The 15278-nt window shown below is 58.7% G+C and carries 13 protein-coding genes and 2 tRNA genes; 6 read left to right on the forward strand and 9 right to left on the reverse strand.

Annotated elements, in window-relative coordinates; all coding sequences use genetic code 11:
* The first annotated feature begins 25 nt into the window (after window positions 1-25).
* Window positions 26-1447: a glutamate--tRNA ligase gene (gltX, locus tag AC6I8P_RS05740; RefSeq protein ID WP_058776541.1), complete on the forward strand. Its 1422-nt coding sequence runs from the start codon at window positions 26-28 to the stop codon at window positions 1445-1447.
* A gap of 83 nt (window positions 1448-1530) precedes the next feature.
* Here the strand turns inward: gltX and AC6I8P_RS05745 are convergent, their stop codons facing one another.
* Window positions 1531-1884, reverse strand: a complete 354-nt coding sequence (locus AC6I8P_RS05745) for a YfeC-like transcriptional regulator (protein ID WP_058758359.1) — start codon at window positions 1882-1884, stop codon at window positions 1531-1533.
* 111 nt (window positions 1885-1995) lie between these two features.
* On the reverse strand, window positions 1996-2784 hold the full coding sequence (locus tag AC6I8P_RS05750; protein ID WP_021508241.1) for a formate/nitrite transporter family protein: 789 nt from the start codon (window positions 2782-2784) through the stop codon (window positions 1996-1998).
* A gap of 361 nt (window positions 2785-3145) precedes the next feature.
* Between AC6I8P_RS05750 and AC6I8P_RS05755 the strand changes: the two genes are divergently transcribed.
* Both AC6I8P_RS05755 and AC6I8P_RS05760 read left to right on the forward strand, forming a co-directional pair.
* Window positions 3146-3221 (forward strand) — tRNA-Ala (locus AC6I8P_RS05755).
* Between the two features lie 44 nt (window positions 3222-3265).
* A tRNA-Ala gene (locus tag AC6I8P_RS05760) sits at window positions 3266-3341 on the forward strand.
* 122 nt (window positions 3342-3463) lie between these two features.
* Here the strand turns inward: AC6I8P_RS05760 and AC6I8P_RS05765 are convergent.
* The 5 genes from AC6I8P_RS05765 to AC6I8P_RS05785 all read right to left on the reverse strand — a co-directional run bounded on the left by AC6I8P_RS05765 (window position 3464) and on the right by AC6I8P_RS05785 (window position 9114).
* Complete coding sequence (locus tag AC6I8P_RS05765; protein ID WP_498031047.1) at window positions 3464-5080, reverse strand: rhodanese homology domain-containing protein; 1617 nt, start codon at window positions 5078-5080, stop codon at window positions 3464-3466.
* Window positions 5073-5663 carry a cysteine dioxygenase family protein gene (locus tag AC6I8P_RS05770; RefSeq protein WP_498031048.1) on the reverse strand — a complete coding sequence of 197 codons (591 nt, stop codon included), beginning with the start codon at window positions 5661-5663 and terminating at the stop codon, window positions 5073-5075. The genes AC6I8P_RS05765 and AC6I8P_RS05770 overlap by 8 nt, the downstream gene beginning before the upstream one ends.
* Window positions 5660-6643, reverse strand: coding sequence for an ABC transporter substrate-binding protein (locus AC6I8P_RS05775; protein ID WP_132464867.1), 984 nt, complete (start codon window positions 6641-6643; stop codon window positions 5660-5662). The genes AC6I8P_RS05770 and AC6I8P_RS05775 overlap by 4 nt, the downstream gene beginning before the upstream one ends.
* Complete coding sequence (locus tag AC6I8P_RS05780; RefSeq protein ID WP_021508245.1) at window positions 6643-7731, reverse strand: LLM class flavin-dependent oxidoreductase; 1089 nt, start codon at window positions 7729-7731, stop codon at window positions 6643-6645. Before AC6I8P_RS05780 ends, AC6I8P_RS05775 begins: the two co-directional genes overlap by 1 nt.
* Window positions 7732-7923: 192 nt before the next feature.
* Window positions 7924-9114 carry a NupC/NupG family nucleoside CNT transporter gene (locus tag AC6I8P_RS05785; RefSeq protein ID WP_031279840.1) on the reverse strand — a complete coding sequence of 397 codons (1191 nt, stop codon included), beginning with the start codon at window positions 9112-9114 and terminating at the stop codon, window positions 7924-7926.
* 370 nt (window positions 9115-9484) lie between these two features.
* On the opposite strand from AC6I8P_RS05785, the gene AC6I8P_RS05790 reads away from it, so the two are divergent.
* A complete protein-coding gene (locus AC6I8P_RS05790; protein WP_021508247.1) occupies window positions 9485-10726 on the forward strand; it encodes an Nramp family divalent metal transporter in 1242 nt (413 codons plus the stop codon).
* 50 nt (window positions 10727-10776) lie between these two features.
* On the opposite strand, the gene AC6I8P_RS05795 is transcribed toward AC6I8P_RS05790, so the two are convergent.
* Both AC6I8P_RS05795 and mgrA read right to left on the reverse strand, forming a co-directional pair.
* Window positions 10777-11130 carry a DUF2502 domain-containing protein gene (locus AC6I8P_RS05795; RefSeq protein WP_021508248.1) on the reverse strand — a complete coding sequence of 118 codons (354 nt, stop codon included), beginning with the start codon at window positions 11128-11130 and terminating at the stop codon, window positions 10777-10779.
* A gap of 157 nt (window positions 11131-11287) precedes the next feature.
* Window positions 11288-12277: an L-glyceraldehyde 3-phosphate reductase gene (gene mgrA / locus AC6I8P_RS05800; RefSeq protein WP_498031049.1), complete on the reverse strand. Its 990-nt coding sequence runs from the start codon at window positions 12275-12277 to the stop codon at window positions 11288-11290.
* A 213-nt stretch (window positions 12278-12490) separates the two neighbouring features.
* On the opposite strand from mgrA, the gene AC6I8P_RS05805 reads away from it, so the two are divergent.
* A complete protein-coding gene (locus tag AC6I8P_RS05805) occupies window positions 12491-14152 on the forward strand; it encodes an alpha-keto acid decarboxylase family protein (protein ID WP_058770803.1) in 1662 nt (553 codons plus the stop codon).
* A gap of 154 nt (window positions 14153-14306) precedes the next feature.
* Window positions 14307-15272, forward strand: coding sequence for a glucokinase (gene glk / locus AC6I8P_RS05810; RefSeq protein WP_058781785.1), 966 nt, complete (start codon window positions 14307-14309; stop codon window positions 15270-15272).
* The last annotated feature ends 6 nt before the right edge of the window (window positions 15273-15278 follow it).

A 15278-nucleotide genomic window follows, 5' to 3' on the forward strand; every position in this document is an offset into this window, starting at 1 on the left:
ACCTGCGCATTTAAGGCAATGCTGAATGAAAATCAAAACTCGCTTCGCACCCAGCCCGACGGGCTACCTGCACGTCGGTGGTGCGCGTACTGCGCTTTACTCATGGCTTTATGCTCGCCATAACCAGGGCGAATTCGTCCTGCGTATCGAAGATACCGACCTGGAGCGCTCCACGCCGGAAGCGATCGAAGCCATTATGGATGGGATGAACTGGCTGAATCTCGACTGGGATGAGGGCCCGTACTACCAGACCAAACGTTTCGACCGTTATAACGACGTTATCGACGAAATGCTGGAAGCCGGTACTGCTTATAAATGCTATTGCTCGAAAGAGCGTCTGGACGCGCTGCGTGAAGAGCAGATGGAAAAAGGCGAGAAGCCCCGTTATGACGGCCGCTGCCGCGACAGCCATGAACATCATGCTGCCGATGAACCGTGCGTGGTGCGCTTCCGCAACCCGCAGGACGGTTCGGTGATTTTTGACGATCAGATTCGTGGTCCGATCGAATTTAGCAACCAGGAACTGGATGATCTGATCATCCGCCGTACCGACGGTTCACCGACCTACAACTTCTGTGTGGTGGTCGACGACTGGGATATGGGCATCACGCACGTTATTCGTGGTGAAGACCATATCAACAACACGCCGCGTCAGATCAACATCCTGAAAGCAATTGGTGCGGAAGTGCCAACTTACGCGCACGTATCCATGATCCTCGGCGATGACGGTAAAAAGCTGTCCAAGCGTCACGGCGCGGTGGGCGTCATGCAGTATCGCGACGACGGCTACCTGCCGGAAGCGCTGCTTAATTATCTGGTGCGCCTCGGCTGGTCACATGGCGATCAGGAAATTTTCAGCGTGGCGGAAATGACTGAACTGTTCACCCTTGATGCGGTGAGCAAATCGGCCAGCGCCTTCAACACCGAGAAACTGCAGTGGCTCAACCACCATTACATTAATACGCTGCCGCCGGAATATGTCGCGACCCAGCTGCAGTGGCACATCGAGCAGCAGAATATCGATACCCGCACCGGACCGGAGCTGGCGAAGCTGGTGACGCTGCTGGGTGAGCGCTGCAAAACGCTGGTCGAAATCGCCGCGTCCTGCCGCTACTTCTATGAAGAGTTTGACGCGTTTGATGCGGACGCAGCGAAAAAGCATCTGCGTCCGGTGGCGCGTCAGCCGCTGGAAGTGGTGCGCGACAAGCTGGCGGCCATCAGCGACAGCGACTGGAATGCGGAAAACGTGCATCACGCCATTCAGGCTGCTGCGGATGAACTTGAGCTCGGCATGGGCAAAGTTGGTATGCCGCTGCGCGTTGCCGTAACCGGTGCCGGCCAGTCGCCTGGGCTCGACGTGACGGTGGAAGCCATCGGCCGCAGCCGCAGCGTGGCGCGTATCGAAAAAGCACTGGCGTTTATCGCGGAGCGTGAAGCACAGGCCTGATTGAGCTGAACAGCGGCCTGTCAGGCTGCTGTGATAAGGCAGGCAACAAAAAAGCCGGAAGCATCTCACTGCTTCCGGCTTTTCTATTCTTCCTGGATTCCTAACCGCTGTAATACGCCCCTGATCCCTTCCCGCAATAACAGCGCCGCCAGTTGTTCCTGTTCGGTGGCCGTCATTTGCTGGACAGAATTTATTAATAACGCAGGTAACGTATTTTGCTGAGCGCCGTAATTCGCCGCCGGTTCGTTTGCATGGCGGGTGGACTGAATGAAGCTTTTGACACGCTCATCAATGTGGATTAATCGCGCCTTACCGCCCTGTACACCGGGCTTGGGCGTGGTCGTCCAGTTTTCACGCTTGATCCATTTATTCACCGTCTGCCGACTGTAGCCCGTTTCCAGCGCGAGCTCTTCGGGAGTGAGCCATTCCTTTTTCACGATGCTGTCCCTGTTAAATACATTAGCTCTACATATTACAACAAAACGTTACGGGGAAAAGTAATCAAGGCAGAAAATGCCTTTTGCTGTGCGACAAAAGGCAAAATCGGTTTACTGCGCTTCGCTGACCGCCGCCTGTGCCGGACGGAAGGCGAGGAAATAGGTGAGGCCGACAAAGATCGCACCGCCCACACCATTGCCTAAAAATACCGCAACCACGTTAGGTGCAAATTCTGCCCAGCTCATCTGACCGGCAAAAATTGCGGCAGGCACGATAAACATGTTGGCCACTACGTGCTGGAAACCGATTGCCACGAAGGCCATCACCGGGAACCACATGCCGAAGATTTTGCCGACCATATCTTTACTGGCGAAGGCCAGCCACACCGCCAGACACACCAGCCAGTTGCAGCCGATGCCAGAGATGAACGCGTGCATGAAATCGGCGTTCACTTTGGCATGCGCGATCGCCACGGTTTTCTTCAGATAGTCGCCTTCGGTCATGCCGAGCAGATGGCCGAAGAACCATGCTACCGCAACGCTGCCAATAAAATTGGCGATGGTGACCCAAAACCAGTTACGCAGTACGCTGAAACCGCTAATGCGGCGCGCGAACCAGGCAATGGGCAGCGTCATCATGTTGCCGGTCAGCAACTCGCCACCCGCCAGCACGGTCAGAATCAGTCCGACCGGGAATACCGCCGCACCGAGGAAGCCGGCAAACGAGCCCCATTCAGCAGGCAGCTGGTTAATAACGTGCAGATCGAGCAGGAAGCCGGTGGCGATAAACGCGCCAGCCATAAAGCCAAGAATTAATAAGGTGGAAACCGGCAGACGGCTTTTAGCCACGCCGGCCTGAATCGCCAGTTGCGCGATCTCTTTAGGTGTATGCAGCGACATAGTTCACTTTTCTTTTATTAAACAAGGAGGACGTGCTGGCCGGTTAGCGAGTGAATACCCTGGACGGCTAACCGGTTAATTAGCGCGCTAAGTTTTACACGCACCATTAACGAAAACAAGCCTGACGCTAACATCTTTAACCTAAAGTTAACCTCGGCGTGGCGCACCGTTGAGGCGGCGTTGAGATAACGGCTGAGGGCAGGGATGATGAGTACACGCTGCGCTGAAAAAAAAGCCACGGCGACACAGGGTTGCCGCCTTTTTCAGCGATCGCACGCAGAACGAGAATTTGCCGTTGACACTCAAACAGCGGTCTCATATTATGCCGTCCGTCGAGGTAACTCGGCGGTTTTTTCGGTACGGGGCTATAGCTCAGCTGGGAGAGCGCTTGCATGGCATGCAAGAGGTCAGCGGTTCGATCCCGCTTAGCTCCACCAAACCGCTCCCAACGGTTTGCACTGAAAAAACGAATTCCAGATGTGGGGGTATAGCTCAGCTGGGAGAGCGCTTGCATGGCATGCAAGAGGTCAGCGGTTCGATCCCGCTTATCTCCACCAATTCTCTGTTCGTTCAGAACAAACGTACTTAAAACCCGATAACACTGCCCGTTTGCGCAGTGTGACGTTGTATTCGCCGACTGGCTGCGCGCAATGGCGCTGACCTGCAGCGCCTTTCCATGTTAAACCGTCACGGCCTGTGGCTGCAGTTGCAGCACGCGAAAACCGTGGGTACCGTCGCGATCCAGTTGCGCCACCAGACCATATTCCCAGTCGAGATAGGCCTGCATCACGTCCGGTTCAATATCGGTGCCTTCGTACGGGCGGCGATAACGATCGATGGGCGGCGAGAGCAGGCGCTGCTCGCCCTGTTCGGTGGGCAGACCGGCGGCACGCCAGGCTGCATTGCCTCCCGCCAGCACCCGCACCGGTTTGCCGGTCAGCGTGGCAATTTGCTCCACGGCATAGCTGGCCAGCAGGCTGCTACCGCAGGTCAGCACATAGCGGCCTGCATCGGGCAGTAATGCCTTGCCCTGCTGCTGCAGGGTGGAACGCAGTAGCCAGGCCGCACCGGGAATATGGCTGTTGCGGTAATTGGCGAGCGTGGTGAAATCCAGCACCTGCGTGTCGCCTGCCGCCAGCCACTCGACCAGCTGCGCGGGTGAGATCGATTCCGGCGCAGCAACCGGTGCGACCTGCGGCTGCCAGCTACCGACAGCGCTGAAATCGCTGGCCTGCAACGCGTCAAGTACTGCCACCTGCCAGCCAAGCTGCGCCAGCCAGGAGCCGGTCATATTGGCGCGGACACCGTCATCATCCACCAGCACGATACGCGCACCGCGCACGCTGGCGTAATGATCGGTCTCCTGTACCAGCTGGCCGCCCGCCACGTGGCGGCTGCCCGGCAGATGACCGGCGGCGTACTCGTCGGCATCACGCACGTCAAACAGGTAGGTGGTGCGTGCTTCCTGCTGCCAGCGCGTCAGCGTCGCCAGAGGAATGCGTGTCACACCAGCGCGATCGGCAATGGCGCGGGCCTGGCTCGCGGCCTGACGTTGCGCGGTTTCGCTGGCGTTGCCATAGCGGCGGCTCTGCCCATGCTCCAGCGCATGACCGGCCAGCGTCCAGCCAATGGTGCCGTTGCGCAGCGCGAATACCGGATTACGAATACCGGCATTGACCAGCGACTGCGTGCCAATAATGCTGCGCGTGCGTCCGGCGCAATTCACAATCACCATGGTGTGCGGTGAGGGGGCTATATCGCGCACGCGCAGCACCAGTTCGCCGCCCGGTACGCTGGTGGCACCCGGAATACTCATGGTGTGATATTCATCGAAGCGCCGCGCATCCAGCACCACCATGTCGGCATCATCGCTAATCAGTGCCTGTACCTCATCGGCGGAGAGCGAAGGCGTGCGGGCATGATGTTCTACCAGTTCGCCAAACGCTTTGCTGGGTGAATTAACATCGATAAACAGCTCGCCGCCAGCCGCCTGCCAGCCGGCTAGATCATCGGCCAGTAGCGTGACCTGCTGATAACCCAGTGCGGCGAGACGTTCAGCAGCGGTCTGCGCCAGGCCTTCGCCGTTGTCATACAGCGTAATGGCGGTGTGACGTTGGGGAATGCGGTCCAGCAGCTCCAGCTCCAGCTTTGACAGCGGAATGTTGACGGCAAACAGCGGATGCCCGGTGGCAAACAGCGCCTCATCGCGCACGTCAATGATCGCCACTTCCTGTTGCTGACGCAGCGCTGTCAGCAGTTCCGCCGCCTGGCGAAACGGGAAAACCGGTTTAGTCATGTGAAAGGTTCCAGATGTTAGGTAGATAACGGTTGCTGTAGCCGGAAATAAAGCGTTTTTCGTGGCCGTCGGCGGTGTAGACCGCGCGCTCAACCGCGCCGATATTCGCGCCATACACGTGGATACTGACAGAGACGCGATCGTCATAGGCGTTGCTGACGCGATGGATATCACCGACCGTCGGCGACACCGCCTCCACGCTGCCGGGTTCAAGCCGCACCGGCGCACCTTCTGCCTGTAAACCGTGCGGGCCCGGCTGCCACGATTGTGAAATCTCGGCGCCGCGCAGCATGCCAATCAGTCCCCAGACGCGGTGATCGTGAATCGGCGTCTGCTGACCCGGCCCCCAGACAAAACTCACCACGGAAAAGCGCTGCTGCGCATCGGCATACAGCAGATATTGCTGATAGTGCTGCGGATGGGGCTGGGTAAACGCCTCATCCAGCCAGTCATCGTGGCGAATCAGTTCGGCCAGCCAGCCGCTGCCCTGCCGCAAAATGGTCGCTTCGTCCGGCTGGCTGTCGAGCAGGGTGGCCAGCCGGGCGACGAAGGTGCGCAGGCGATGGTGCTGATAATCACTCATGATTTGTCTCCCGGCGCGTGCTGGGCGATGCGGTTAGCGGCGGCGGACAGACTGAAGTCAAACGCCTGGCTGACATCGACCTGTTTTGGCAATACCTGATAACGATGGAAAAAGTCGGCGGATTTCTGCAGCGTGGCAATCAGGTGCGTATCAAACACCAGCGGGCGGATGCGCGCATCGTCAATCCAGCTGCGGGTAATGGCGGTGGGCATATTCAGGGTTTTGCTCAGCACGCCGGCGAATTCCTGCGGATGGTGTTGCGCCCAGATTTGCGCCTTCGCCAGTCGCGCCAGCAGGTCGGCAATCGCTTCCCGCTTGCCGGCGTCCTGCAACGCTTCATTACGGGCCAGCGCGTAGGAGTAACCAGACATAATGCCTTTACCGCCGCCGTCCGGCACGCGCACCGTGCCGTCGATGGCGGTCGAGGTGGCGATATAAGGCTCCCACGGCGCCCAGGCCGCGACCGCACCGGACGTCAGCGCCGCGCGGCCATCCACCGGTCCGAGGAAGCGCAGCGTGACATCCTGCGGCGTCAGGCCAGCGCGCTCCAGCAGACCCAGCAGCAGATAGTGTCCCCAGCCGCCGCGGTTGACCGCGATCTGCTTACCTTTCAAATCCTGCAGCCGGTGAATGCCGGCGTCGGGGCGGGTCAGCAGGGCGATGCTGTCCGGGTTATTCTGCCAGGCACCCACGGCTTTCACCGGCGCGCCTGCCGCATAGACAAACAGAAACGGCAAATCACCGGTAAAGCCAACGTCGAGCGCCCCGGCATTGAGCGCTTCCTGCACCGGCGCGCCGGAGTCAAAGGCGGTGAGCTTAAGATCGTAAGGCAGATTGTTCAGTTCGCCCGAGGCTTTCAGGGCGGCAAAACGATCGCCTTTAACATCGCCAAGGCGCAGCGTGACTTTATCGGCCGCCAGCAGCGGCTGGAGTGACGCGAGGGCCAGCGCAACACCGGCAAACAGAGCGGCGAGACGCATCAGGCGCTCCTTTTTTCAGTTGCGCTGAGCGCAGCCACTTTCTCACGCGTCAGCGGCAGCAGCTCACGGCCGTATTCCACCGCGTCATTCAGAGGGTCAAATCCGCGGATCAGCACGCTATGAATGCCGAGGCGATAGTAATCCAGCAGCGCCTCAGAAACCTGATCCGGCGTGCCGACCAGCGCGGTGGAGTTGTAGCCGCCCTGCACCAGTTTTGCCACGCCGGTCCACAGCACTTTGTCGTGGCGTTCGCTCTCATGCGCCGCCGCCAGCAGACGCTGCGCACCGACACTCTGCGGCTTCGGCAAACCAAAGGTATAGCCGGTCTCCGCCAGCTGCTTCTCTGCGGTGGCGCGGATATGTTCGGCACGCTCCCAGGCTTCTTTTTCGGTGTTACCCAGAATTGGCCGGAAGGAGATGTTAAACGCAATCTGGCGCCCCTGCGCGGCCGCCGCCGCACGCACATTACGTACCGTCTCGGCCGCGCCTTTTAACGGTTCGCCCCACAGCGCGAAGACATCGGCATGTCGCGCCGCCACGTCAATCGCCTCCGGTGACGATCCGCCGAAATAGATCGGCAGCTTATGTTGCAGCGGTTTAATGGCAGAGAACGCCTGCTCAGCCTGGTAAAACCGGCCCTGATGATCGTAAGGCTGTGGCGACTCAAGGCTCTGTTTCAGCACGCTGAGAAATTCGTCGGTGCGCGCATAGCGTTCAGCCTTGCTGAGAAAATCACCGTCGCGGCGCTGTTCGCTGTCGCTGCCGCCGCTGATAATGTGCACGGCCAGGCGGCCGTCGGTGAGATGGTCGAGCGAAGCCAGCTTGCGGGCCGCCAGCGTGGGCGCGACAAACCCCGGACGGTGCGCCAGCAGGAATTTAATTTTCTGCGTATGCGCCGCTGCGTGAGCGGTGACCAGAAAGCCATCGGGTTGATCGGACCAGTAGCCGACAAGGATGCGGTCGAAGCCGGCCGCTTCATGGGCGCGGGCAAAGCGGGCAATATAATCTTTATCGAACAACGTGCCGGACGCGGGAATGATTTCTGAGGCAAGCCGGTGGCCAATCATGCCGAGGAACTGAATGCTCATGCGATTCTCCTGAGGTGAGGTCAGAAAGAAAAGCTACGGGCGCAGACGGCAACAACGGAAATTCGATATTGTGCAAAGGGTTTGCGGGAAACGGTGAAGCAGGGCGTGACGCGGCGGCAGACTGACTGGCGCGGGATATAACGCTTAGGTATATAAAAGAAGAGAAGGGCGAGCCGCAGCCCGCCCTGTAGATCAGAAGCCCAGCACCAGACCGGCGATGGCGGCGGAAAGCACGCTCACCAGCGTCGAGCCGTACAGCAGTTTCAGGCCAAAACGTGATACCACGTTACCCTGCTCTTCATGCAGACCTTTGATCGCGCCTGCGACAATACCGATTGAGGAAAAGTTGGCGAAGGAGACCAGGAACACCGACAGAATGCCTTCAGCATGCGGCGACAGCTGACCGGCGATTTTCTGCAGGTCCATCATTGCAACGAACTCGTTAGAAACCAGCTTGGTCGCCATGATGCTGCCCACCTGCAGCGCTTCGCTGGATGGCACGCCCATTACCCAGGCAAACGGATAGAACACATAGCCCAGCACACCCTGGAAGCTGATGCCAAAGATGGTATCAAACAGCGCGTTGAGGCCGGAGATCAGCGCGATAAAGCCAATCAGCATCGCCGCAACGATAATCGCCACTTTGAAACCGGCCAGGATGTATTCACCCAGCATCTCAAAGAAGCTCTGACCTTTATGCAGATCCTGCAGCTGCAGGTCTTCTTCGCTGTCCACGCGGTACGGGTTAATCAGCGACAGCACGATAAAGGTACTGAACATGTTGAGCACCAGCGCGGCCACTACGTATTTTGGCTGCAGCATCGTCATGTAGGCACCCACAATCGACATCGACACTGTCGACATCGCGGTGGCTGCCATGGTGTACATGCGGCGCTGTGACATTTTGCCAAGGATATCCTTATAGGCGATAAAGTTTTCTGACTGTCCCAGAATCAGAGAGCTGACGGCGTTAAAGGATTCCAGTTTGCCCATGCCGTTGATCTTCGACAGCACGGTACCGATAGCGCGAATCACCCACGGCAGGATGCGGAAATGCTGCAAAATACCGATCAGGGCCGAGATGAAGACGATAGGGCACAAAACATTGAGGAAGAAGAAGGCCAGGCCTTTCTCGTTCATGTTACCGAACACGAAATTGGTGCCTTCTGCTGCATATTTGAGCAGATGATCAAACAGCCCGGCGAAACCTTTAACAAAACCAAGGCCTGCTTCGGAGTTAAGGAAGAACCACGCCAGCAGCACTTCAATCACCAGCAGCTGAACGATATAGCGAATCCGGATACTCTTACGATCGTGACTGACGAGTAACGCCAGCACGGCTACCACCACCAATGCTAAAAGGAAGTGCAAAATATGGGACATATCGGCTCCAAATTTGAGGAGGGTTGTATTTTGCTGCGTATTCTATGTAACGCGTTACTTAAAAACGAGATCAAAACCACAATATAAGTATTCGGTATCGCTTTATTTCTCAGATTAGTCTCACCGCTCACAACCTGTTTACAAATCAATCACAAGAAATATCCACAAAGAGATTGTCTATAATTTGACCCGGGAGTAGAGTGAAACCTGTTGCATAATTTTTAGCAAGCGCTAACTTTACCTTGTGGTATAGCAATGGCTATACTTTATAGCACCATCTATCAATGCGATAACTATAACCAAATTTCACTTGCCTTGAATGCCCCGTAAGCTGGATGGGTCAGACAAGCGTTAGGACAGGGTCAAAACTATGTCAGAAAGTCGCACCGCCGAGCGCGCCGCTCGCGGAGCCAGAAAGATCAAGCTCGCGCTGCTGGGACCGGCCTTCATCGCGGCCATTGGTTATATCGATCCCGGCAACTTTGCCACCAACATCCAGGCGGGGGCCGCGTACGGCTACAAACTGCTGTGGGTGGTGGTGTGGGCCAACATCATGGCGATGCTGATCCAGCTGATGTCCGCCAAGCTGGGTATTGCCACCGGTAAAAACCTCGCCGAGCATATTCGCGATCGCTTCCCGCGCCCGGCGGTGTGGTTCTACTGGGTACAGGCGGAGATCATCGCCATGGCCACTGATCTGGCGGAATTCATCGGGGCTGCGCTCGGCTTTAAGCTGCTGCTCGGCATCTCGCTGCTGCAGGGCGCGGTGTTAACCGGTATCGCCACGTTCCTGATTCTGATGCTGCAGAACCGTGGACAGAAGCCGCTGGAGCTGGTGATTGGCGGGCTGCTGCTGTTTGTCGCCGCCGCTTATATCGTTGAGCTGTTCTTCTCGCAGCCGCGCGTCAGCGATCTGGTAGTGGGCATGGCGCTGCCGAGCCTGCCTACTTCGGACGCGGTATTCCTCGCGGCTGGCGTGCTGGGCGCGACCATTATGCCGCACGTCATTTATCTGCACTCGGCGCTGACGCAGTACGGTAATAAAGGCAGCAAGGCGGAGCGCTACTCCTCCACCAAGCTCGACGTGGCGATCGCCATGACCATTGCCGGTTTCGTTAACCTGGCGATGATGGCCACCGCAGCGGCCGCGTTTCACTTTAGCGGTCACACCAGCATTGTCGATCTCGACCAGGCCTATCTGACGCTGCAACCGCTGCTGGGTCACGCGGCGGCGATTGTGTTCGGGCTGAGTCTGGTAGCGGCCGGCCTCTCTTCTACCGTGGTGGGCACGCTGGCCGGCCAGGTGGTGATGCAGGGCTTTATCCGCTTCCACATTCCGCTGTGGTTCCGTCGTACCATTACCATGCTGCCGTCCTTTATTGTTATCTGGGCGGGCTGGGATCCGACGCGCATTCTGGTGATGAGCCAGGTGCTGCTGAGCTTCGGTATTGCGCTGGCGCTGATTCCGCTGCTGTCGTTCACCGGGAACCGTGACATCATGGGCGATGAACTGGTGAACTCACGCCTGATGCAAAATGCCGGGCGTCTGATTGTGGTGCTGGTGGTGGCGCTGAATATCTATCTGCTGGTGGGCGAAGCACTCGGCTGGTAAGCAAATGGCTGAATAAAAAAATCCCGGCTGCGTCTGCGCCGGGATTTTTTTTAATGGTGATGATGGTCGTGGCGGTCGTGCCGATCGTGCCGGCGATCGTGACGCCAGTGTTCGCGACGTTCGCGCTCGTGCCAGCGGCGCTCACGTTCACGCTCCCAGGCACGGTGGCGTTTCCACTCTTCGTGACGCCACCAGCGATGATCGTTGTACTGATAGCGATCGTGCCACCAGCGCGGTTCACGCCAGCGACCACCGTCCCAGTAGTAGCCGCGACGATCGCGATCGCCGAGATGCAGCGTGACGCCAGGGGCCAGATTGATGGTAGCACTACTGGCTTCAGCTGTGTGCAGCGCCAGAGGGGATAACGTTGCCAGCAAAGCGGCAAACAAAATTGCACGTTTCATACTTTCTCCTCATCGATAGCATCGAGGCTACCGTGGCGCTAGTGTGCCATATCGGACCAGACACGCCTTGAGATTTAGTCTGAAAAAGTGTCAGCGAAAGGTTGCGCAGCGTTTTCTGCTAAGGACAGCGCCCGGAAAAGTCCGGGCGGGTAAACGGTTACACCAGAATTTGCTCAATGGCGGCGATCTCGTCCGCCGTTAATTCAGGCTGGCTCAGCATGTCGACGGCATCATCAATCTGCGCGGTTTTACTGGCGCCAATCAGCACCGACGTGACGCGCGTGTCGCGCAGCACCCAGCGCAGCGCCATTTGCGCCAGCTTTTGACCGCGCTGCTGCGCCAGCGCCTGCAGCTGCTGCACCTTCGCCATCTTCTCTGGCGTTAGCTGGTTTTCGTTGAGGAATTTGCTGCCGCTGGCGATGCGCGAATCCTGCGGAATGCCCTGCAGATAGCGGTCGGTCAGCACGCCCCCTGCCAGCGGCGAGAAAGCAATACAGCCGACGCCATTGTCACCCAGCACATCCAGCAGACCCTGTTCCGGCGTGCGTTCGAACATCGAATAGCGCGGCTGGTGGATCAGGCAGGGGGTGCCGAGATCGCGCAGCATGGCGATAGCGGCGGCGGCTTTATCCGCCGGGTAGTTCGAAATCGCCGCGTATAGCGCTTTACCCTGACGCACCACCTGATCGAGCGCGCGCATGGTCTCTTCCAGCGGCGTTTCCGGATCCGGACGATGGTGATAAAAGATATCCACGTACTCCAGCCCCATGCGCTTCAGGCTTTGATCAAGGCTGGAAATCAGGTACTTGCGTGAGCCCCAGTCGCCGTACGGACCGTCCCACATGGTGTAACCCGCTTTGGTGGAGATCACCAGCTCGTCGCGCAGGCCGTTAAAATCTTCGCGCAGAATGCGGCCAAAGTTGCTCTCCGCAGAACCGGGCGGCGGCCCGTAGTTATTGGCCAGATCAAAATGGGTTATACCGCGATCGAACGCGTGACGCAGCAGCGCGCGGCTGTTGTCGACGCGCGTGCTGTCGCCAAAGTTGTGCCATAGACCCAGCGAAATCGCCGGCAGCTTCAGGCCGCTGCGGCCGCTGCGGCGATACTGCATCTGGTGATAACGTTCGGCGTGGGGAAAAGTACTCATGCAGCGTTCCTGTCTCAGGTGGGAGAAAGTGGCATCAGCATAGCAGTGTATGCGTTTACACTGCGCCGTAACGCGGCAAAGATCGCAACTTACAGAATTTTCTGTCGTCGTAACGAATGCTTGCCATGCATGACAGCGCGATGATGGTGAAAATCTCGCCAGTTCAGCCACATCGCTAATACTCCTGATCATTCCCCCTCACAGGAGCGGTCGATGAACACTCTTAACGTTGGCGACTATTTACTGCATCGTTTGCACCAGGCGGGTATCCGCCATCTGTTCGGCGTACCCGGCGACTACAACCTGCAATTTCTCGACAGCGTCATTGACCATCCCGGCATTACCTGGGTTGGCTGCGCTAATGAACTGAATGCCGCCTATGCGGCCGATGGTTACGGTCGCTGCAACGGCGCGGCCGCGCTGCTGACCACCTTTGGCGTCGGTGAACTCAGCGCGATTAACGGCATCGCCGGCAGCTACGCCGAATATGTGCCGGTGATTCACATCGTCGGCGCTCCCGCCAGCCACGCCCAGCAGCAGGGCGACTGCGTGCATCATTCGCTCGGCGACGGCGATTTTGGCCATTTTCTGCGCATGGCCCAGGAAGTCAGTGCCGCCAGCGCGGTGCTGAGCGCCGACAACGCCGTGGCTGAAATTGATCGGGTCATCGCTGGCGCGCTGCAGCAGCACCGTCCGGGCTATCTGCTGCTGGCGGTGGATGTCGCCGCCGCCACGGTAACGCTGCCGTCAGCCAGCGCCAGCCCGGTACCGGCTGAAAACCGCGACGTGGCGCAGGCGTTTGCCGCAGCGGCGGAGCGCCTGCTGGCACCGGCGCAGCGCGTGGCGCTGCTGGCCGATTTTCTCGCTGCCCGCTGGCAGCTGCAGGCACCGCTGGCTGAGTTGCGTGCGCTGCGCGCCATTCCGGCAGCCACGCTACTGATGGGCAAGGGCGTGCTGGATGAGCAGCAACCGGGCTTCGTCGGCACCTACGCCGCCAGCGGCAGCCGCGAAACCGTGCGTGCGGCAATTGAAGACACCGATGTCACCCTGTGCGTCGGCGTGCGTTTTACCGACACCCTGACCGCCGGGTTTACCCAGCAGCTGTCGGCGCAGCGGGTGATTGATCTGCAGCCGTTTCATGCCAGCGTCGCCGGAGAAACCTTCGCACCGCTGAGCATGGCGCAGGCGCTGGCCGCGCTGCTGCCGGTTTATCAGCGCCACTGCGCGCACTGGGCCACGGGCGAGGCCGACATGCCGGACGATGCACCGCCCGCTGCTGCCGCCGTAATCAGTCAGCAGGCTTTCTGGCAGGCGATGCAGCGTTTCCTGCAGCCCGGTGATATTATCCTTGCCGATCAGGGCACGGCGGCGTTTGGCGCTGCCGCGCTGCGTTTACCGCATGATGCGCAGCTGCTGGTACAACCTTTATGGGGTTCCATTGGCTATACTTTACCCGCCACCTTTGGTGCCCAGACGGCGCAGCCTGACCGCCGCGTCATTCTGATCATCGGCGATGGATCGGCGCAGCTGACCATTCAGGAACTGGGATCGATCCAGCGCGACGGCTTAAGCCCGATCATTTTTCTGCTGAATAATGAGGGATACACTGTCGAACGCGCGATCCATGGAGCGGAACAGCGCTACAACGACATCGCGCAGTGGAACTGGACCGCGCTGCCGCAGGCGATGAGCCTGAATTGTGCGGCTCAGAGCTGGCGCATCAGTGAAACGGCGCAGCTCGACGCCGTGATGGCGCTGCTCAGCCAGGCGCGTTGCCTGTCACTGATTGAAGTGGTGATGGAGAAACAGGATTTGCCGCCGCTGCTGCGCACCGTCACGGCGGCGCTGCACCAGCGCAATAGCCACAAAGTTTAGGACAGTTGCCTCTGTACAGTTGGGCTGGCGACAGTCAGGCTGTGCGTCGCACTGAATGACCAACGCTCATCGTGCAAGGTGAGCGTTGTTGTTTTATTGGCAGGCTTTTATAGTGTCCTGCACTTGTTTATGACCCAAGCGGAGCAGCAGAAGAATGACAAAATACGCCCTGGTCGGCGATGTGGGCGGCACTAACGCTCGTCTCGCCTTGTGTGAGGTGGAGACCGGCGCCATCTCCCAGGCCAAAACATTCTCAACATCAGACTACGACAACCTTGAAGCAGTTATCCGTCACTATCTGGATGAGCAAAAACAGGACATTACCGACGGCTGCATCGCCATCGCCTGTCCGATCACCGGCGACTGGGTGGAGATGACCAACCATGACTGGGCCTTCTCAACGCGTCAGATGAAGGAAAGTCTGGGCTTTACTACGCTGGAAATCATTAACGATTTCACCGCGGTTTCCATGGCGATTCCGATGCTGACGGCGCAGGACGTCCTGCAGTTCGGCGGCAAATCGCCGGTGCAGGATAAACCGATTGCCATCTACGGTGCTGGCACCGGGCTCGGCGTCAGCCATCTGGTGCACGTTGATAAGCGCTGGGTCAGCCTGCCGGGTGAGGGCGGTCACGTTGACTTCGCGCCAAACAGTGAAGAAGAGGATGCGATTCTCGAAGTGCTGCGCGCCGAACTGGGTCACGTTTCTGCCGAGCGCGTGCTGTCGGGTTCCGGACTGGTTAACCTGTATCGGGCGATTGTGAAATCCGATCAGCGCGAGCCGGAAAACCTCAAGCCAAAAGATGTCACCGAGCGGGCACTGCAGGATAGCTGTATTGACTGCCGCCGCGCGCTGACGCTGTTCTGCGTCATCATGGGACGGTTTGGCGGCAACCTGGCGCTGAACCTCGGCACCTTTGGCGGCGTCTATATTGCTGGTGGCATCGTGCCGCGCTTCCTCGAGTTCTTTAAAGCGTCCGGTTTCCGTGCGGCGTTTGAAGACAAAGGCCGCTTCCGCGATTACCTCGTTGATATCCCGGTCTACATGATTACTCACGACCAGCCGGGCCTGCTTGGCGCCGGTGCCCATCTGCGCCAGGCGCTGGGGCGCGTGCTGTAATCTGAC

The sequence above is a fragment of the gamma proteobacterium symbiont of Lampromicra miyakona genome (assembly GCF_059730895.1).